13 protein-coding genes are annotated in these 20,035 nt (G+C 46.9%); 5 read left to right on the top strand and 8 right to left on the bottom strand.

Annotation, left to right across the window (positions count from 1 at the left end):
- Positions 1 to 103: 103 nt before the first annotated feature.
- Entirely contained in the window at positions 104 to 1,591 is a 1,488-nt protein-coding gene (locus QUA83_RS27045; protein ID WP_333297023.1) for a hypothetical protein, read from the bottom strand.
- 74 nt (positions 1,592 to 1,665) lie between these two features.
- Here QUA83_RS27045 and QUA83_RS27040 point away from each other — a divergent pair, with 74 nt between their 5' ends.
- Together QUA83_RS27040 and QUA83_RS27035 are read left to right on the top strand one after the other, a co-directional pair.
- Positions 1,666 to 3,327 carry a glycosyltransferase family 39 protein gene (locus tag QUA83_RS27040; protein ID WP_333297022.1) on the top strand — a complete coding sequence of 554 codons (1,662 nt, stop codon included), beginning with the start codon at positions 1,666 to 1,668 and terminating at the stop codon, positions 3,325 to 3,327.
- Positions 3,328 to 3,617: 290 nt separating this feature from the next.
- Positions 3,618 to 4,229, top strand: coding sequence for a Uma2 family endonuclease (locus QUA83_RS27035; RefSeq protein WP_333297020.1), 612 nt, complete (start codon positions 3,618 to 3,620; stop codon positions 4,227 to 4,229).
- Positions 4,230 to 4,411: 182 nt separating this feature from the next.
- Here the strand turns inward: QUA83_RS27035 and QUA83_RS27030 are convergent, their stop codons facing one another.
- The 3 genes from QUA83_RS27030 to QUA83_RS27020 form a co-directional block, all read right to left on the bottom strand.
- Positions 4,412 to 4,630, bottom strand: coding sequence for a hypothetical protein (locus QUA83_RS27030; RefSeq protein ID WP_333052985.1), 219 nt, complete (start codon positions 4,628 to 4,630; stop codon positions 4,412 to 4,414).
- Positions 4,631 to 4,671: 41 nt separating this feature from the next.
- Positions 4,672 to 9,288, bottom strand: coding sequence for a response regulator (locus tag QUA83_RS27025; RefSeq protein ID WP_333297018.1), 4,617 nt, complete (start codon positions 9,286 to 9,288; stop codon positions 4,672 to 4,674).
- Positions 9,289 to 10,157: 869 nt separating this feature from the next.
- Positions 10,158 to 13,259, bottom strand: coding sequence for an MFS transporter (locus QUA83_RS27020; protein WP_333297016.1), 3,102 nt, complete (start codon positions 13,257 to 13,259; stop codon positions 10,158 to 10,160).
- Positions 13,260 to 13,576: 317 nt separating this feature from the next.
- Between QUA83_RS27020 and QUA83_RS27015 the strand changes: the two genes are divergently transcribed.
- Positions 13,577 to 14,986, top strand: coding sequence for a 2-polyprenyl-6-methoxyphenol hydroxylase-like oxidoreductase (locus QUA83_RS27015; RefSeq protein ID WP_333297014.1), 1,410 nt, complete (start codon positions 13,577 to 13,579; stop codon positions 14,984 to 14,986).
- A gap of 363 nt (positions 14,987 to 15,349) precedes the next feature.
- Here QUA83_RS27015 and QUA83_RS27010 read toward each other — a convergent pair whose 3' ends face one another.
- Entirely contained in the window at positions 15,350 to 16,231 is an 882-nt protein-coding gene (locus QUA83_RS27010) for a lysophospholipid acyltransferase family protein (RefSeq protein ID WP_333297013.1), read from the bottom strand.
- A gap of 632 nt (positions 16,232 to 16,863) precedes the next feature.
- Here QUA83_RS27010 and QUA83_RS27005 point away from each other — a divergent pair.
- The gene (locus tag QUA83_RS27005) at positions 16,864 to 17,079 is read left to right on the top strand and encodes a hypothetical protein (protein ID WP_333297011.1); all 216 of its coding nucleotides are present in this window, start codon (positions 16,864 to 16,866) and stop codon (positions 17,077 to 17,079) included.
- Positions 17,080 to 17,403: 324 nt separating this feature from the next.
- A complete protein-coding gene (locus QUA83_RS27000; RefSeq protein WP_333297009.1) occupies positions 17,404 to 18,339 on the top strand; it encodes an SH3 domain-containing protein in 936 nt (311 codons plus the stop codon).
- A 261-nt stretch (positions 18,340 to 18,600) separates the two neighbouring features.
- On the opposite strand, the gene QUA83_RS26995 is transcribed toward QUA83_RS27000, so the two are convergent.
- The 3 genes from QUA83_RS26995 to QUA83_RS26985 are packed head-to-tail and all read right to left on the bottom strand — an operon-like array spanning position 18,601 to position 19,957.
- Positions 18,601 to 19,029, bottom strand: coding sequence for a hypothetical protein (locus tag QUA83_RS26995; protein WP_333297008.1), 429 nt, complete (start codon positions 19,027 to 19,029; stop codon positions 18,601 to 18,603).
- Positions 19,026 to 19,688: a glutathione S-transferase family protein gene (locus tag QUA83_RS26990; protein WP_333297007.1), complete on the bottom strand. Its 663-nt coding sequence runs from the start codon at positions 19,686 to 19,688 to the stop codon at positions 19,026 to 19,028. Before QUA83_RS26990 ends, QUA83_RS26995 begins: the two co-directional genes overlap by 4 nt.
- A gap of 47 nt (positions 19,689 to 19,735) precedes the next feature.
- Positions 19,736 to 19,957, bottom strand: coding sequence for a hypothetical protein (locus tag QUA83_RS26985; RefSeq protein WP_333297005.1), 222 nt, complete (start codon positions 19,955 to 19,957; stop codon positions 19,736 to 19,738).
- Positions 19,958 to 20,035 lie beyond the last annotated feature (78 nt).

Raw genomic sequence — 20,035 nt, 5'->3', positions numbered from 1 at the left:
TTTTGAGCAACAGCTTGCCTTCTGCTAAAAGGCTGCTACTTTTAGCTGCACTGATTTTTTAGTCTAAACTACAGTTAGTAGATTGGCCTCGCAACTGTACCGATCAAGATTCTGTGGAAGATGGGGGTTTTTTCCCTGCATTGCGAATATTAATAATCTTGTTGAGTGCCTCAAACCAAAAAGCAGCCCCCATAGAAATAGCTACGCCGCTCAATATCCAACCAAACAATTTTGTAATCAAAGCCGGCCACAATAAATTCCCCTGCTTATCTCGTTCTAACCTGTTCTCTTCGCTCCATCCAAAAGGCAGAGCTACCTCATCCAAAGCTATATCTACATCCTTTTGAACTTTTCTCAGACTTGTTAAATTATCTAATTTAGTCCTAGCATTTTTTTCCACCAACTGCTCAGCGTACAAATTAACAGTCGATCGCAACATCGAATCCTTCGACAACCGATTAATAATATGAATGCTATCAGCATTAGCAGCGACAGCGATCGCAGTTCCGAGCAAAATCGCAACCCCTCTAGCATTCCGCTTGTAAACACCAGAAGCACGCTCCATCGATTGGTCAAACCAAATTTCAATTTCTTTCTGAAACCGCTGCAACTGCTCTTGAGTATCTCCGCCGCTTTTTTCAGCGCGCTGCGCTAAAATATAAAGGCTGCGTTTCAAAGATTCTGGCATACTGTCCAAGGTTTCTTGAATTTGTTGATAAATTGGACTCTCCTCTTTGAGTTCCATAATTTCTGCTACCGAATCTTGACTTTTTTTAACAGTATTTAACAGATTGCTGAAACTCGGTTGCAGTTGCCCTAGCAGCGCCACCCGCTCAATTTTACTGTCAAAACGAGCCTTCACAAATGCCATCTGCCTCTGAAATTCTCTCCCTCCCAGCTCGGTTTCTGGCAGATAAACCTGAGAATCCTTAATATAAAATCCTAGCTTTTCCGACATCCGGTCTAAGCTGTTGTTCAAATTTGCTAAATTGTTTTGATAATCTTCAACTACTCGATTGAACTCCGCAGTCAGCCACCTAAATTCTTGCTCAATAATCGGTTTAGTAGCATCCGGCAAACTCAGATTTTCTCCAATCTGTTGAATTTGTGACAATTGTAAATCTTTAAATCTTTCCAATCGGGTTTTAGAGATAGAGCTGAGCAAACTAGAAACCTTTAAAGTCTCCAAAAGACTAGCAGAAAAACACTCGGCTGGAATATAAGAAGGGCCACTGGATTTATTGCCGAAAACATTTTTAGTACCCGTAATTCCGTGGTACAAATCCCCCATGCGGTGCGTAACAGAGCGGAATCCCTCTGATAAAAGCCCTTTCGCTCCCTGATTCAAATCTTTGATAATCGGATTGGCGTAAATCGCATGGGCTAACTGTCCGACTCTCTTAAATTGCAGAGGATCTTTCGCGCCTTCGCTGCCACCAGAAATCAGCACTTCGATCGACTTCTTTAAATGTTCCGCCCGCCACTGCCAAACAGTAGCAATCAGTTCCTGAATTTCCGAAGCTAGCAAGCTTAAAGTCAGGTAGATAAAGACTAAGCCAATGATAATATCTATAATTACAGGCAAGTTCATGGTATTTTCCTAGTCGCAAATAACTGCTGTCTAAGTTTACCCTCAGTTTGGGACGCTCAAAACTCTCTTAACTTATGTCAGAAATCTTTCCATTCCTGGGCCGCAAACCGAAAAATCGCTGGAATGACAGCTTTACAGACAAAGTGTGGATGCTGGCTTTTCTGTTGGCTGCAGTGCTGATTTTCGGGCTGAATCTGGGCGGCGTGGCTTTGCGGGATTGGGATGAAGGCATTGCAGCGCAGGTAAGTCGCGAAATTTGGCGCGGCAAGTTAAATTGGCTGTATCCAACGATCGACTCAATGCCTTATTTCAACAAACCGCCGCTGGTACACTGGCTAATCGGGCTGTGTTTTGCCGTCGGCGGTGTCAGCGAATTGACGGCGAGGTTGGTACCAGCGATGCTGACAGCCACTTCAGTGCCCTTGCTTTACGCCATTGGCAGAGAGTTGTTTCCTGCGCGTTCGAGATCCATTTTTTCTGCCCTCGTGTATCTGACGCTGTTACCGGTGGTGCGGCATGGACGTTTGGCGATGTTGGATGGAGCAGTTTTGTGTTTTTTGCTGGGGGCGATGTGGTGTTTGCTGCGATCGCGCCGGGATTTGCGCTACGCTTTGGGCGCGGGGATTGGGTTCGGACTCATTTGCCTGACTAAGGGCGTCATGTTGGGGCTGCTGCTGGCTGGGATGGGCTGTATTTTTTTGGTTTGGGATACCCCGCGACTCCTCACTTCTAGGTATCTTTGGGGCGGATTGGCGATCGGAACATTGCCAGTAGCTGCTTGGTATTTTGCCCAATGGCTGCACTACGGCCAATATTTCATCCACGCTAATTTAGTAAACGAATCTTTCCGGCGCATTTCGGAACCTGTGAGCAGTCACAGAGGCCCGCCCTGGTATTATCTTTTAGAAATTTTAAAATTAGCTTCGCCGTGGCAGTTATTTTGGCTACAAGGGCTGCGTTTGAGTTGGGAAAATCGCAGTTTTGCCGGGCCAAAATTAGTATTGATTTGGACTGGAGTATATCTGCTGGCTATTTCTGTGATGACTACTAAATTGCCGTGGTATGTTTTGCCAATTTATCCAGCTTTTGCTCTTGCCGTTGGCAGTTATCTCGCTGAAGTTTGGGAGCAACTGTGGCTGCCGCCAGAACCAGTCAAAGAGCAAGCAGAAGAACATTTTGATGCTATTTCTTTGTTGCCTCATCCCGCAATTTTCGCAGTGCTGGCTGTAGTTGGTTTTGTCGGCTGCATTTACTTCAGTGGTTTAGTGCAAATTGGGAAATACATTGTGCCTATCGAGCGAGATTTGCAGTTAATGCTGATGTTTGTAGGTTTGACAATGACACTGGCGGCCGTGTTGCTCCACCGCAAAGATCGGCAGTTTATATTAGTTTTAATTTGGGGAACTTACCTGACACTGTTGGTATTGGTGGGTTCAGATAACTGGGTTTGGGAACTGGCGGAGGATTATCCGGTTAAGCCGATCGCCGAAATTGTCCGCACAGGAACTCCGGCCGGTCAACAGGTGTTTACTTCTCACCGCTTGGGCCGTCCATCGCTGAATTTTTATAGTCAACGCCAAGTTATTGTCGCCGATGCGCCGACGCTCAAACAGAAATGGCAAACTCTTCCTCAACCTTATTTTCTGTTAGAAAAACCAGTTTTAAAACATTTAGGCTTGCGGAATGCTGAGATTGTGAAAACAGCGGACGATTGGGTTTTGGTAACTCGAAAATAAGCGCTAGTGTAGCCAAAAATTACCCTAGGTGCGGGTTTCATTAACTATCTATATGAGAAACTGAGATATTGCACCATTCTCAATTAGCTATTTAGGAACGGGCTAGAAGCCCATTCCACAAGAAATCCACTCTTTGTGGAACGGGCTTCTAGCCCGTTAAGCGAGAATGGTGCAATATCTGTGAGAAACCAACAATCTCAAAAACTCCCTACACAAACTCAACCTTAAAAAGCTTACCCAAAAATGTTACACTAAACAAAAGCCTCAGTTAAATGCTCTCTAATAGAACTATGCAACTTACTGAACAACGATACTACTCGACCGAGGAATATCTAGCACTAGAAGAAGCTGCGGACTACAAAAGCGAATACATTGACGGTGAAATATTTCCTATGGCCGGTGGCTCTACAAATCACAATCAAATAGCGCTCAACTTCAGTACCGAACTAAATTTTGCGTTCAAAAAACTAGACTATCGAGTTTTCATGAGCGATGTCCGCTTGTGGATACCCAAGAAGCGCATCTATACTTATCCCGATGTGATGGTAGTATGTGGGAAGCCGGAGTATTATAATAACCGCACCGATACGATTACCAATTCCAGGGTAATTCTTGAGGTTTTGTCAGCTTCAACTAAAGGATACGATCGCAGCAAAAAGTTTGAGGGATACCGCACAATTCCCACTCTTGAAGAATACTTATTGATCGACCAAAATCGGAGATATATCGAACATTTTTCTAAGACGGATGATAAGCGATGGTCGTTTGCTGAGTACAATGAATTGGATGAGACGATCGCGCTTGCTTCAGTCTCCTTTGAAATTGCTGTGGCAGATATCTATAATAAAGTGAATTTTGAACAAGTAGATCCAGAAATTGCACCTGAAATTGGAGAAGTTTAATCAGGCTCAAAGCCCGCCAGGGTGCATTTCATTTTTGCAAATATATTCGTAGGGGCGAAGCATTCCGGCAGTAAATCTATGGTAATCGCTAATAAATTATCTGCCGGAATGGTTCGCTTTTACAAAATTGAGATGCACCCCCCCCGAAAAGCCTGGTTTATTGGGTTTTGATGCGTCCGTGATTATTTAACACGATTATTTCCGGGGCAGTGGTGGGAATTAGGGAACCACTTACACTTAATGATTCCACCGGATATTTCTTCTAATTTAGCAGGGGTGTGACCTGCACCGAATATATCAAGGTTGAGATTGAGGGCTACTTTCGCGGCGTAAGCAATGTACAAAGCACCAGGTACTAATACTGAAAAAAATACTGTCTTAGCAACTAGATTGTTATCCATGATATCTGTTTCGCTTCAAAGAGTTAGTTATCACTTGTTAATTATTCTGTGATTGTATCGCTGTAGAGTCTTTCTATTTTCAACGCCGTTTCGACTCTTTGATACTCGGCCTCAACCTCTTCTAAAAGCGCGCAGGCCGGATCAGGTAAAGGCTGGTTAGCATTTGTGCCGATGCGGCCCATGATTTCGAGTTCCTCGCACAGCTCAAACAAGCGAAAAGCACCAAGAGTACCGCTAATCGACTTTAAAGAGTGAGCCGATCGCCGCAAAGCCAGCGGATCGGCGTTGCACAGAGCCATAGAGATGCCTCGCAGCAGTTCGGGAGCTGTTTCGAGGTAAATCTCGATCGCCTCGTCCAAAGCTTCCACTTCTCGCAGTCCCTCTATAATCTTGGGACTTAGGGAGTCGTGGCTCTCTGACAAAGCCCGATCGAGATTTGATGCACCACCATCGACGACTGCGTGCGAATTGGAAATTGTCAGTTGTGGATTTCCCGCAACAGCCACATTCGATCGCAGTTGTAATTCACTCGTTCCTTCTATATGTTCCGCCTGGGCATCCAAACAAACGATCGGCTGCAGACGATCGAATGCAGAGTTCGATCGAGATTTACACGCTATCAAAGCTCGCACCAACTGATCGATTGCGATCGGCTTGCTCAAATAGTCGTCCATCCCCGCAGCCATACACTCTTCGCGATCGCCCTGCATCGCATTTGCCGTCATCGCCACAATCCAAGGTCTCGTCGATTTTCGATTTTCGATTTTCGATTTTCGATTGTTAGATTCCTCAGTCGATTTGGGATTTTCGATTTTCGATTTTCGATTGTTAGATTCCTCATCCGCCAATTTGGGATTTTGGATTCGGGATTTTCGATTATTAGATTGCTCATCAGTTGCGGAAACTTCTGATTCTCCCGTGGGATTTTTAGTCCAGTCTAGATTATTAGATTGCTCATCAGTTGCGGAAACCTCTGATTCTCCCGTGGGATTTTCTAAAGTTAAATCTGCTGAAAATTGCTCCCGGATGCGACGGGTAGTTTCCAGTCCGTCCATTTCCGGCATTTGCACATCCATCAGCACCACATCGTAAGGCTGGCGGCGCAAAGCTTCGAGCACTTCGATACCGTTTCCCGCCACATCCGCGCGATACCCCATCCGCTGTAAAATTTGCAAAGCCACCTTCTGATTCACCAAATGATCGTCAGCCAACAGAATCCGCAGGGGTAAGTTCTCTGCCAACACGGGTATGCTTTGCAAGAAAGACCCGCTAGTGCGTTGCCCTTTAAATTCAGTTGTCTGTTCTCCAAAAATATTGATTAAAACATTGTAAAGCTGAGATTGTTTGATGGGTTTATTCAAAAAAGCAGCAAAATCCATCTCCATAGAAGGGGGGTTAATTTCTTGCCTGCCGATCGAAGTTAGCATCACTAACGGCAACTTTTCGCAATCAGGATACCGGCGAATTTGCGCCGCTAAAGCCAACCCGTCCATTTCCGGCATTTGCATATCCAAAACTGCCAAGTCAAACATCTCTTTAGCAGCCAGCCAATCTAAAGCCAAACGAGCCGAAGCTGAAGCCCTAGCCACCATTCCCCAAGACTGAGCTTGGAGAGTCAAAATTCTGCGGTTGGTAGCATTGTCATCGACAATTAAGACTCGCTTGCCAGCTAATTCAGGTTGAGAATTGCTTAAGTTAAGTGGTAAGGAATTCTTGCAGCCAGAAACGATCGTACTAAAATAAAAAGTAGAGCCAACGGATTTCGTATTTTGGCCGATCGGCTTGTTGCTGAGTACAGATTTCCCATAGCCATATTTTTCGGCAATTTCGCAAGATTCTGCCCATCCCAAATCAAAAACTGCCGATGATCTAAAATCGGCAGGAGGATTGCCCGCGACACTACCCATACTTTCCACCCACATCCGGCCGCCCATCATTTCGGCCAAACGCTTGCTAATTGCCAAACCCAATCCGGTACCGCCGTACTGCCGGCTCGTTGAAGAATCCACCTGGCTGAAAGATTTAAATAGCCGATCCATGCGATCGCTCGGAATGCCGATACCGGTATCTTTGACCGCAAAATGTATTTCGTATGCTGGGTTAATTGCTACCGGTTCGCCAGCAATTAATGGCGGTTCTTTAGCGTTAGCCGCCGGCACTGAAATCTTTTTGGCCGTCACCGAAACCACCACTTCTCCAGCGTCGGTAAATTTAACCGCATTACTGAGCAAGTTGATTAAAATTTGCCTCAAGCGAGTGCTATCGCCGATCGCCGTTGCCGGTACTGTACGATCGATCAAGTAACCCACTTCCAGTTTTTTTTCTGCAGCCTTAGCAGCTACCAAGTCTAGAGATTCCTCAATGCAAGTGCGGATGTCAAACGGATGTTCCTCCAAGTCCAATTTGCCCGACTCAATTTTCGAGAAATCTAGAATATCGTTGATCAGCGTCAGCAAGGCATCGCCACTGCTGCGGATAGTTTCTACAAAATCGCGCTGTTCGCGAGTTAAGGGGGTATCCAGCAGCAAACCGGTCATGCCGATGACTCCATTCATCGGAGTCCGAATTTCGTGGCTCATGGTGGCTAAAAATTCGCTTTTGGCTCTAGTAGCCGCCAGTGCTTGATCGCGAGCTTTTGCCAAATCTACGTCGGTTTGCTGGCGTTCGAGTTCGCTTCCTACCCACTGAGCCATCAGTTTCATCAACTCTCTGTCTACAGCTCGGAACGGTTCTGTCACAGGAGTCGGAGAAAAGAAGCACAGAGTGCCGTAGACTTCACCTGCCACAGTGACGGGAATGCCCATGTAAGCTTCGATTGGGAAGGCTCGATCGTGCGTGTTGAAGGAAAAACCCGAAAATCTTACCGACTCAAAGTAAATCGGTTCTTTTGCCATTGACGTAGCGACGCAGAAAGTTTTTTCCAGATCATAGATTTGGTCTTTGACGATCGACCCGTCGGGACACTCAACAGCCATTATTTGATAGTTGTCGCCTTGAATGCAGGACAAAATTCCCACGGACAAGCCTAAATGCCGACATCCCATTCCCAGCAGTTCTTGGAGTCGCAAATCAAAGGTAGAGAGGTGGTTGAGCGGGTCTGTACGGGGAGCAGAAGTCACTTGGTACAAAGCTTTGATGGCAGCTTCGCTTTCTCGCAGTTCTTGTTCTGTTTGCTTCCGCACGCTGATGTCGCGGGAAATGCCGATAATTTCTTGGACTTCGCCGGTTTTGGGATCACTGATCGTGCGGCCGGTGGTTTCAAACCAAATGTATTTGCCGTCTTTGCGGCGGATGCGGTAGCTGACGGTATAAGTAACTGGGAGTGCCAGGACTTTCCAGTGAGCTTTGGCAATGGTTTCTAAATCATCGGGGTGAAAATAATTGTTGGGGACGCGGCCGATGAGTTCCGAAGGTTCGTATCCCAACAAAGCCCTGCTGGCGGGTGACACGTAAAGAAACACGCCTTTGGGGTCGTGTCTGGTGATCATGTCGGTTGAGTTTTCGGCCATCAACCGATAGCGGTCTTCGCTTTCATTACGTTCGACTTGAGAATTGCCCAATGCTTCTAGCATTCGGTTGATGGCGTCGGCCAAGCTTGCGAGTTCATCTTCTCCGGCCATAGGAACTCTCAAGCTTGGATCGCCGTTGGCTGCGATGTTGCTGACGCTGGTGCTCAAGGAAGCCAATCTCGCCAAGACTAATTTTTCTAGCAACAGCAGGGTGATGGCGCTAAATATTAAACCTACTGCCAGTATTGATAAGGTAAACAGCTCCAAGGTAGCCTGACCTTGGCCGTAGATGATGCGATCTGTCTCTACTCGCAGCAGCAGCGCTAGGTTGCCGTGGATGTCCCGAATCAGGGCGTATCCTGCGACTAAGGTGTCGCTGAGTGGCTCGACTAAAATTTCTACTGATTTGAGATTGGAAATTTTGAGTTTGACATTTTCCAACTCCTGCCTCGATCGAGCCAGGGCCTTGGCGCTGTGCCCGGAGTAGTTCGCGGCTCCCACTTTAAAATCTAAACTCGGCAATCTAAAATCGACTGAGAGGTGAGTCAGTTCTGAAAGCAAACCGATTTCGCTGCTATCGAGGTAGCGTCCCAAGATCAGCGTTCCCCGCGACGGGCCTTGGGCGTTGCTGTTGAAGATGGGCTTGGCGGCAATCAGCAGTCTGGCTTCTGGCAGGGTGAGGACGCCTGTTTTGGCGGCGGGGCGATCGCCCTCGACTGTCGATGTGTCTAGTAGCGCCTCGGTCAAGTGCTGTTTTAAGCTTTCGGGAATCGGGATTTCTGTTTGGGATTTAAGGTCGAAACCTTTGCTGAAGATCGTCTTACCGTTGGAGTCAAGCAGCACCAAGAAGTTTAGTCTCAAGTAAATAAATGTCGAATCGACGAAATTTGACTTGACAAAATTTTCGTTCCGTGTTTCGACGAAAGAGTAAGTATCGTCCCACTCGGCGTAATCTTGGGCGCTGGTGTCTAAATTCGACAAGTCATCATCTAATGCGTCCAAAGCCCGTGCGACATCCTGGCGGACGTACTGTGCCTCCAGGTTGTGAAAATCATGCAGCAAAATAGTTGATGCAGTGGCATAGAGAACCACAATCAGGCTGATTAGCGCTGCACCGATGATTAATAGTGTTTTTTTTCGGAGTTGCATGGCGTCGCCCTCCTCACGGTGCTACTAGGCAACTAGCCAGGAGAGGTTTGAAACGTAGGTTGTTTAGCATTGGCGATCGCAGGGCCTGCGTGTTTGGACTTTTCTGGGCTGACGAAAGCAAAGCCCTTGGTAGTTCCAAGGTATCCGGTATGTTGCCCCCCACAGTCAGTGTAGTATTTTCACAGCTTTAGTTCCATATTATGCACAACCTATGACCTACAAGTTATAACCTGACGATCGGCATCTTCAAAATAAACCGCCGATCGAACTCAAAACAGTTCGCGTTTGATACTGACGCAGCCAGGGAGGCGGGCGGTTGGTATAACAGGCGTGCGGGGTTGAGAACCCTAAGTATTATTGTACCTAAAAAATATTGAGCAGACAGCGGACTGGCGCGTCGAGTTTTGCGCGCAAAAAGCTTATCATTCCAGCAGCTTTTTGGATTTTTGTCGTTCGTTCTCTAGCAATCCTTCCAGGAGTTGTGGAAGGAACCGAAAAGCAAATCCAGCGTCAAAGCCTGAATCACGTTCATAACTGAAAAAAATTGCTCTAGCAGAGGTAATTAATATCCGCAGACTTTTAGTTTACACCTGCAAATAAAATAGAAAATCAGGAAATCCCCAAATTAAGATTTTCACTTATCTATTTTGAATGAATCAAAACTGCTAATTAAGATGGATAAATTTACAGTTTTTACCATCTTCAAAAAAACGATAGGAGCGGGCTTACCAATAACCTTAAACAATACCAAAAAATTAAATACACCCGTTCCCACTCCCCGATCAAATCCTTTGCTAACATTAGTGCCTGATATCAGTATAAACTCATATCAGGCACTATCTGCAATCCGATCGCAACTAAAGTCTTTTTTATCGGATGACGGCTAAAGCACCGGCGCCGGCTGCTGCTGCTGCCGAAGTAAGAGCGGTGAAAAACAGCCACCAAGAGGCAACTTCTGCTGCTTTCCTGGTTTCTTCGGCTTGTTTTTCGGCTTGCACTTTGATGCTTTCGAGGCGAAGCTGCGCCTCTTGCTGCAAGCGTTCTGCTCTTTGCAAGACGGTGTTGCGGCTTCTTTCAATTTGGTCGATCAAGCGGTTGGCATCTGCTTCGGAAATGTCATCGCGAGAACTAATTAATGCTACTAAAGTATCGCGGTTGAAATGACCAAGCCGATCGCGCAAAGCATCAAATCCGGCTTGCGGATCGTCAAATAACTTCCGCACGTCCCGCGTAATGCCTTCGTAATTTAGTTCAGGGCGATCGAGCGAATTGAGGTAATCCCGAATTTTTCCGAGAATCCCGTCAATTACCGACTGAATACCCTCCTGTATTTTCTGAATTTGCAGTGCGAACTCATCGCGCACCGACAAAATTCCATCGACAATGCGATTGGCTTCTGCTTCAGAAATATCCGGCCGCTGAGACAGCAGAGAAACAACTGTAGCTCGATCGATGTGCGACAAGCGCTCGCCCAAACTGTAAGCACCGACTTTCGGGTCATGCAGCAGCAGTTGCAAGTCGCGCTTGATGGCTTCGGGATTTAATTCATCCTTGCCCGTATTACGCAAATAATCTTCTAAAACACTCTGAAAATCGTGCACTTGGCTTTGCACCCGTTTTGCCAAACGGCGCGGCGCTTTCACTATCGAGCCAAGGGTTTCCTGCACTTGGTCGATAATTTGATTGACTTGTTCCTCGCTCAAATCTTGTCTCTGAGAAAGCAGTTTTACCAAAGTATCGCGATCGACTTGAGACAGGCGGCCGCGCAGCGCTAAAGCTCCTTCTTTAGGATTTTCCAGCAGTTTTGTCAAATCCCGCTTAATCCCTTCAGGATTGAGTTCTGATTTGCCAGTATTGCGGAGGTAATCTGCAAGGGCGGTGGTGGTTTGGTCGTACTGATCCTTAGCTTTTTCGGCCAACTTTTGTGGCGCATGCAGCGCGCCGTGCCAAGTTTCTTCGGCGCTGTCGAGAAGCTGATTTACTTGGTCTTCGCTGAGGTCTTTCCGCTGAGATAGCAATTTTACCAAAGTTTGGCGATCGAACCTAGAAGCTCTAGCTCTCAGCGCCCACATTCCTGCTTCCGGGTTGTCCAGCAGCGTTTTCAAATCGCGCTTGATGCCTTCGGGATTGAGTTCTTCTTTGCCCGTAGACTTCAAGTATTCTTGCACTCTTTGCCACTGGTTATCTAGTCGGACTTGCGCTGCTTCTTGCAGACCTTTAGCATCTGCTAAAACTACATCTCGCGTCCTTTCTAACTCTTGAACAATCTGTTCTACTTCCTGGAACCCGAAGTTTTCGCGACCTCGGAGAATTTGCACAAAACTGTCGCGCGTGTAAGGAGAAAGCCTCGCGCGCAACTGTTCGTAACTAGCATCGGAATCCTCTAATATTTTTTTGAAATCGCTCCCGATACCTGCTGCTGTCAGTTCCTCTTTCGGCGTCAGCTTCAAATAAGTTTCTACCCGCCACTGCAAATCGCGAGATTTTTCTTGCTCCTCGGCAAAAATAACGGTTTGTAAAACTCGCTGTCTAATTGCTTCTAATTCCTGGGAAATTTCTTTAATTTTGTCTTGGGTAAAAACGCCTCGACTGGCCAGGATTTCCGCAAAATTAGACTGTTTTAGTTTTTCTAATTCGCGGCGCACTGTTCCCGGATCGGCTGTAGGATCGTAGAGAACGTCGCGAAATTCGCGCTCGATGGCTTGGGGGTTCATCTGCCACGAATAAGTGTTGAGTAGATAGTTTTCTACGTCCGCACGAATTGGGCTGTATGTTACGGGTTCGCCTTTGACTTGAGCGGTAATTTTATCAGTTTGCTGGGTAACTTTATCCTTAGCTTCTTTGAGCTGACCGACTACTTTTTCCAGATCCAAGTCAGAAATATCCGTGCGACCCAATACTATTCCCATTAAAGCATTGACTGCCATTGTCGTTGCTTGGGACATCATAGTCGGGCTTTCTCCGGAATTTTGACCGCCCAGATTGCTGAGGGCTTTTTCTACCCTACTTGCCAATTTATCTGAGACCAAATCTCCCGATTTTGCAGATTTGAGATAGTCTACTAATTGAGCGATGCCGTCTGATTGCTGCCCTTGTTTTCCTACTTGTTTCCAAGCATCTTGAAGTTGGTCTACAATCCGGTTTACGTCGCGTTTTGATAAGTCCGATCGCGAACTTACTAAATCTACGAGAGTTTGCCGATCGAGATTCGGCAAATTTTCGGCTGCAATGGTTTTTAGTTGCGGATCATTAAGCAATTTTTCAAACTCGCTACGCATCCCTTTGATGTCTAATTCTGGCGGTTTGAGGCTTTGGATGTAGTCTTCGACGTTTTCGCGCAAGCTTGTGGGGTCGATCGCGCTACCCAGTTCATGGCCCACTGCTGCTGCTGCTGCTTTGGCTGTGGCGACGACTTGGTTGCTGGCTGCTTTTGCGCCGATGGCCGAGGCTGCGGTGCCGACAATGGCTTGAAAGCCTGCTGTGGCGCTGTTGACGACGGAACCGATCAAGGAACCGACGGTGGTGGAACTCACCCAAACAAGCATTGAGAAATAGGTTGCCCACACGACTAAACCGACGATCGCACCTAAACCGGGACTGCTAATCAAGCTGAGCTTAACTGCTAGCAAGCAAGCAAAGAATAGGGCGATGGTGACGGTAATTAGCGTCCAAGTGCCTACTTTTCTGCCGATATGGCGGACTGGGGGGCTGCCGCTATCCGAGTGGTGGTCGTCGTCGTGGGATTGTCCCATGTACGAAAGGCCGGCTGCTACTGATAAATTTGTTAGCAAAAGTTGGAAAGCGCAGGCGAGTACCACTCCAGCTATCAAGGCGATAAAAAATTGTGGCCCGGAATAGAGGAGTGCTGCGTCTTCTACTCTGTTTGTTGTTGTAGTCTGGTCTACTGGCACTTGGGCCAGCCAGAACCCGATGTTATACAGTTGTGGATTTATTGGCAAATTTTGATACATAGTATATTCCTCGTTAAGGAGTGGGTGCGCGCGCTCATTGGCGCAAGTTAACTAATGTATAGTTTTAGACTCATGCCCCCAATGGCAAGCATCGCCTTATTGTCGAGCTAAAGCATCCCCCTACAGTTGGAAGTGTAGAAATATGTCTGCGGCCGGCTGTCACTTTAGGAATATTTGTGGTATGTAAGTCTGATTAAAATAATCGCAGAGGAGAATCTGTGGTCGATCGATATTAAGAGTCGGCACAGAAGCCCAGACAAATTGTTTACAATTCATCAACCAATGCCATAGCAAATTAGCTTTGAAGGGATTCGATAGTGCAGCGAGAAAGTCATGCAATTATTATTGGCGGCAGTTTAGCAGGACTGTTGGCCTCTAGAGTATTAGCAAAACACTTCGACCGAGTAAGTATTGTTGAACGAGATTTTTTTCCAGAAAAACCCGCACCTCGCCCCGGTATTCCTCAATCTCGTCATCTTCACATCCTTTTTAATCGAGGGAAAATCATCCTAGAAGAGTTGTTTCCCGGCTGGGAAAACGAACTGATAGCTGCTGGTGCTCCTAGTTTAGATCCGAGGTCGATCGGGTGGTTTAGTCCGGCGGGTTGGGCCCCGCAATTTAGCCCGGATCTAAATAATTTAATTTTGTTCAGTCGGGATTTACTTGATTGGCAAATTCGCCGCCGCTTGGCTGAAAATACGAATGTACATTTCCTCGAAGGAGGTACAGTAACGGGGTTGCTGGCGAATGCCTCGCACGCGGAGGTTACTGGCGTGTCGGTGCGTTTTCGCGATCGTCAAAACCCAGCAAACATTCATGCAGAGAATTTGTATGCAGATTTAGTAGTTGATGCTGGTGGCAAAGTTTCCAAAACACCTCAATGGTTGAAAAGTTTGGGCTGGGAACCTCCGCAAGAAACCGTTATCAATGCTTTTGTCGGCTATGCCACCCGTATCTATAAATGCAGCGGTAAATTGTCAGAAACAGCGCCAGTATTTGTATCACCAGGGCCGCCGTTCCGCACCCGTGGCGCTGCACTTTTCCCGATCGAAGGCAATCGCTGGCTGGTGGGTTTCGCCGGGGGCGATCGCGATTATCCCCCCACAGACGAAGCAGGTTTTCTAGAATTTGCGCGCAGTCTGCCAACCCTGACAATTTATCATGCGATTAAAGACGCAGAAGCCATCACACCTATTTATAGTTATCGAGGTACAGAAAACCGTTTGCGCCACTACGATCGCCTCTCCCGTTATCCTAAAAATTTGGCAGTTATCGGTCATGCAGTTTGCGCTTTCAACCCAGTTTATGGCCAAGGAATGACCGTTGCTGCACTGGATGCTCAGATGCTAGATGAATGTTTGCAAAAGCAAAGAGAGCGGTATCCAGAAGGCGATTTAACAGGCTTTGCGCGACAATTTCAACAAAAACTAGCAAAATTACACACTATTCCTTGGATGTTTGCCATCAGTCAAGATTCTCGCTATCCCGGAAGTACAGGTGCAAAACTAAACCTTGCTACGCGGTTGACAATTGATTACATGGATCTGGTGTTAAAAGTGCTAGTCGGAGATGCTAAAGTTTGTCAAGCATTTTTGGAAGTTCTGCACATGATTGAGTCGCCGGCTGTACTTTTTCATCCCAGTATTGCGCTTAAGGCGATCGGGCAATTAGTCACTGTTCGGCAGAAGGCAGAATTAAGAGCGAGAGTTTATACAGAATCAAGTTAGTTTTGCCAATTCTATTTTTTCCCCACCGAGTAAGGAAGATAAAGGCCGATGAAATCCTATTCATCTGCGTTGATTTAACCTGATATGATGTCCGCTACAACCTGCATGATAAAAAGGATCAATTTGGCGACTGCGGTTTTCGGGTATTTCACGTAATTAAGATGGGTAAAATCCGATTTAGTACCGCAATTGTGGGTTTTTGAAATAAATCATTTGATTTATTTCAAAAAAGGTTTGCAGTCACGACTTACCCACAAGAGTCAAGAAACCAGTTTTTTTACCCATATCCCTCGCGATTCACGCTATATTGTTGAAAAAAAAATCGGTTTCTGCTGCAGAGAATAATATAGAGTTGTGCAATTGTTACTTGCCAACCAAACAATCTAATTGTTCTTGCATTTGAGTGGTAACTCGCTCGAAACAAGCATCAACATAATCGCGATCGCGCGCCGCCTCCGAACCATACCTCTCAAATACAATCGGTTCGCACACGCGAGTCCGAATTTGCACGGGTAAAGGTAGGTTTGGCAAAGGCCCAATACTCAATCCCCAAGGCAATCCCAAATACACCGGAAATACCACCGGATCGATGCCCAACAACCACGGCATTCCCCATTCGTGCAATTGCTTTACTTGTTCGTACAAATCTGCCAACACTATCAAAGTATCGTGGGCACCGTGTGATATAATTGGTACAATTGGCACTTCTTCTCGCAATGCTAATTTGATAAATCCCTTGCGTCCAGCAAAGTAGATTCGATCGCGCAAGTGGTGGGGGCGAAAAACATCTTGGGCGCCGCCCGGATAGACGAGAACTGGGGCATTTTTTCGCAAAGCTGCGATCGCCATTTTCGGATGCGCCTTGAGAGCACCACACTGAACCGCCATGCTAGCAACATCAGGAGAAACTTCCCAAACCGTGGGGTGCATCAATCCATAGGCCAAGCGTTCCGTGCCGTACCTGCGGAACCATTCGTATAGGAACATAAACATATCAGGAGCGGCAAGCCCCCCGTTGTGAGAACCGACAACGAGCATTTTTCCGCTCGCGGGGACGTGGTGCCAGCCGTCGCTTTCTACGCGAAAATAGTAGCGGTACAGCCATTCCCAGAATGGCAGCCAAAATTGAATGAAGTCGGGATTGCGATCGTCTAAAGATAGACCGTCAAAGGGATATTTAGAGGATTTGCCGTTTTTTTTGTTAGTAGTTTTTGTCACTGCAAAAATATTTAACGCTTTGGTCATTATATAGCAGAAGGAAGAAAGCTTTAACTCTCGAAGAGAGAAGGCTTTAGTTATTTGGGAAACCAGGAAGAAGGGACGAGATTAGTTGGGTTTTTCCTCTCCTTGTGCGTGGGCGAATCCCGATCGCCTTCCCAAAATATGATTTTTCCTATCATTAATATGCTCCCATTCCAAAGGAATATGCCGCATTAGTTTCAGCAATTGAAAACCTCATAAACATCGAGCGCGGTTGCTATAGCAAGATAATTAAATCAGAATTGGCGCAACTATTTGGTTTCTGATTTGAGCGGGCTGGTTTTGTTCGGAGGTTTTGTGCTGGTTCTCTCCACAGGAACAAAACCGCTTGCAAACAGCTACAGCAACTGTCGCTGATGGCGGGGCGACTTTAGCCACAAACATACAACTGTGCCTCAAGCCGATAAGTTTCCGTTTTGGAAGATTTTATCAAATTGACGCCAGCCATCGGGTCAATGCTAGCGATTGGTGCTGGTTGCCACACAATTAATAGCCCTGGACGCACGTACTAAGATTTTATTTCCGAATATAAAATAGTGAAGCAATCTCAAACCCTTGATTTAACGCCCTTGAGTGCGTAAGTCCTGTTTAAGTAAGGGACGATCGACAGTGGAGTTATGTCAGCGCGATCAAAGAACTGTATCCGGCTTGTGCCAGCCCACTACGACGATGGGATCGATCGCGCCAATCGCCTGTCACTGAGAATCTGGGAGCATCTCCAGCACCATCTCGCTCTCGAAGCGGCCAAGAATTCACCTGAAATGCAGCACAATATTACTCAACTGCAACAACTGACAGCTAAATGGTTTAACGAACACCTGACAAGATATTGACGGACAACACATGACTTGGATTCCTAGCAAACTGTCCCGCATTTAAACTGTTAACTTTTGACTGTTGACTTTCCCGCTCTCCCATTCCCCAAATCGGACACTCTCGCCTTCTCCCTCCCCGGCTCTGCCATAATGAGTCATTTATCGGCGTAGCAGCTTTATTTGTCTTCGCTCAACTCACCAAACATTAAATAATATAAATAAAAATTGACTTGCGGTCATAAAAAAGTTATATAAAGCTTTTTTGTGGAAGACAAATCGATTTTTTTGCTATATTGACCTGCAATTAAGATAATGATTGTGGTTAAGTGAGGATTTGAACGGATGAAAAACTTGAATTGCTGGAATAAACCCGCTGCAGTGCTGGGCGCGATCGCGATCGTAGCCGGAAGTTTGCAGGCGAATGCCATCGGTGTTGCCGCCCCATCAACATCCACTGTCAGTCAAGATGCTGAAAATATTTCCTTTGAAGATAGCGCCACCTTTCAAATAGCCCAGGCTGGCAACCTTTGTCGCAAAGTCACTCCCAAAGAAGGTTTGACCGTTCGCCAGAACCCAGACCCCAAATCCCCTAGAGTGGGCGGGGTAGGACTTAACACTCAGGTAACGCTGTCCCAAGGCGCTACTTCTGTTAAAGCCTCCGACGGTCGCCTCTGGATTCAAATTACCGCTCCCGTCACAGGGTATGTGGCTAGCGGCTATCCCAACGACGAAAGTAATTTAGGTTCGTGCACTATTAGTCAAACTCCTTCCCCAAGTCCCGCACCGGCACCGGCACCGGCACCAGCGCCAGCACCAGCGCCAGCACCCGCACCAGCGCCCGCACCTGCACCCGCAGCAACACCCGCACCGGCACCAGCGCCTGCACCAGCGCCAGCACCAGCGCCAGCACCGGCACCAGCACCGGCACCAGCACCGGCACCAGCACCGGCACCAGCACCGGCACCAGCACCAGCACCAGCGCCAGCACCAGCGCCAGCACCAGCGCCAGCACCCGCACCCGCACCAGCGCCAGCAACGGGCCCGGTAAGTCTGTGCCGCCAAGTAGAACCTCGCGTAGCGCCGAGGGGTCTAGCTATCCGCACCGAGCCTTCAAAGACTTCTGCTGTTAAAGGCGGTGTACCGGCTAACGGTCAAGTAACGCTTGTGCCGAATTTCCAGTTAGTGAAAGATAAGAATGGAGAAAACCGCAATTGGGTTGAGATTTCAGCCCCTGTGGCCGGATTCATCTCGGCGGGAAATTTGATCATGTGCAAGTAAACGTGTGAGTTCGATCGCTCTTTTTGACTAAAAGAGCGATCGACACCGAAAATAGTTTTAAGTTATTGTCGCGCAGCCAGGGAACAACGCAGAACCCAGATTGCTTCAATGACTTACCCAGGAATAACTTATTTCTGTCGCGAGTCAGCGGTAGCGAATCTTCCTAGATCTCTGTTTTTCCTCGGTTGCCTCAAGTCTTAGCTTAGTTCCTGGCAACGCACGCGGGGTGAATGAATTTAAGCAAAAAGCCGATCGACCTTTTTACTGACAGCGGCCGCTTGCCCAATTTTGGTGTCCGCGATTTGGTTTACACTTCGATTGTCGGCCAATCCAGACAATTTCCCACTTATTTGGCCTAATGCTGAACTCAATGCGGTGTCGCATTGCACCAACAGAATCGTCAGCTAAACCGATGACTGTATGTACAATTACTGCTGTTTCTCGCGTGGGATATTCAACCAAAATTTGGTCGCTTTTTCGGCCTTCAGATTCTTCATCGCTGCTAAAGAGTTTTACTGCGATATCTTTGGGATTGGAGACGGTAATTTTGCGCTCGGCAAGGAACTGTTTAGTGTTAATTGCTTCGTAGTTCGATCGGGCTGTGGGTTGCCTCATTGCTGCGATGGAAATTTGGATGCAGGCGATAACAGCTAGGAAAAAGAGCGATCGCTTGACAATTGATTGGTTCATGAGGCTTCAGATTGTGCGAGAAACTTTTGTCTCCGAGATGCGAAAGTCGCCAAATCTGCCTCGGTGAATTGAGTTTGCTGCCATGAGGGACGCCCAAGCAGTCGATCGCACCAAGCTTGAATTTTAGGATAACCGTCTAGGGACACACCAACCCAAGATAGCAAAGGCACGACGGTACCGGCAACGCACTCGGCAAAGGTGACAGTGTTGCTAGCGAAAAAAGGGCGATCGTCCAACAAACCTTCAAAGAATTTCAGCACAGTATCGACTTTTTCCTTAGCCTTTGCGATTTCCTGCGCTTGGGGAATTCCCCATCCCATTTTTTCACTGCTTAGGGGGTAAAGTGCCGGCGCAAGTTCGTTAACCGTGACCAATTCTACCATCCTCACAACTGCCAAATCTTGCGGATCTTTCGGCAGCATTGCCGGTTCTGGATACTTCGCTTCTAGATAGTCAAGAATTGCCAGAGACTCGACGACAGTGAAGTCATCATCGACCAAAACAGGGATGCGGTGAAAAGGATTCATTGCGATAAAGTCTGGCTGCAAGTGATCGCCGTCCAAGTGGATTTCTACCAATTCAAAGTCGAGGTTTTTTTCTAAGAGGGCGATCCACACGCGGCGGGAGTTGGCGGAAATGGGAGTGTGGTAAAGTTTCATAAATGTTGTGCCTGGTTATTCAAAAAGTAATAAAAGCCGCATTTTGATTATGCACCTTGACTGTCATTTGATTTATTTTCTCCTACTTGGTCTTTTCCAGTTTCATCGTCTTCACTGTCGTCTAAATTTTTACTTTCATCGGAAACATCATAATTATCCATAATTTGGCGCAATAAATGCTTTAAATTCTTATCCGGTGGTCGTTTCTCAAATTCTGCGTGCGTGTAAATCCACAGCAACACAACTTCTTTTTTTGTAATATCTAACAAATATAGCGATCGCAAATCATTCGTAAATTAATTAAGGATTCGATGGAGCAGCAGTTCCATTGAGTGTTGGTTCAAAAA

This window comes from Microcoleus sp. K1-B1, from assembly GCF_036704705.1.
Lineage (GTDB): Bacteria > Cyanobacteriota > Cyanobacteriia > Cyanobacteriales > Microcoleaceae > Microcoleus.
Note: the sequence above shows the minus strand (reverse complement) of the source record. Positions and strands in the feature narration are given on the sequence as shown.

Coding starts and splice junctions, on each gene's coding strand:
- QUA83_RS27045 (WP_333297023.1), bottom strand. CDS start 1,591: ATGAACTTGCCTGTAATTATAGATATTATCATTGGCTTAGTCTTTATC.
- QUA83_RS27040 (WP_333297022.1), top strand. CDS start 1,666: ATGTCAGAAATCTTTCCATTCCTGGGCCGCAAACCGAAAAATCGCTGG.
- QUA83_RS27035 (WP_333297020.1), top strand. CDS start 3,618: ATGCAACTTACTGAACAACGATACTACTCGACCGAGGAATATCTAGCA.
- QUA83_RS27030 (WP_333052985.1), bottom strand. CDS start 4,630: ATGGATAACAATCTAGTTGCTAAGACAGTATTTTTTTCAGTATTAGTA.
- QUA83_RS27025 (WP_333297018.1), bottom strand. CDS start 9,288: ATGCAACTCCGAAAAAAAACACTATTAATCATCGGTGCAGCGCTAATC.
- QUA83_RS27020 (WP_333297016.1), bottom strand. CDS start 13,259: ATGTATCAAAATTTGCCAATAAATCCACAACTGTATAACATCGGGTTC.
- QUA83_RS27010 (WP_333297013.1), bottom strand. CDS start 16,231: ATGACCAAAGCGTTAAATATTTTTGCAGTGACAAAAACTACTAACAAA.
- QUA83_RS27005 (WP_333297011.1), top strand. CDS start 16,864: ATGTCAGCGCGATCAAAGAACTGTATCCGGCTTGTGCCAGCCCACTAC.
- QUA83_RS27000 (WP_333297009.1), top strand. CDS start 17,404: ATGAAAAACTTGAATTGCTGGAATAAACCCGCTGCAGTGCTGGGCGCG.
- QUA83_RS26995 (WP_333297008.1), bottom strand. CDS start 19,029: ATGAACCAATCAATTGTCAAGCGATCGCTCTTTTTCCTAGCTGTTATC.
- QUA83_RS26990 (WP_333297007.1), bottom strand. CDS start 19,688: ATGAAACTTTACCACACTCCCATTTCCGCCAACTCCCGCCGCGTGTGG.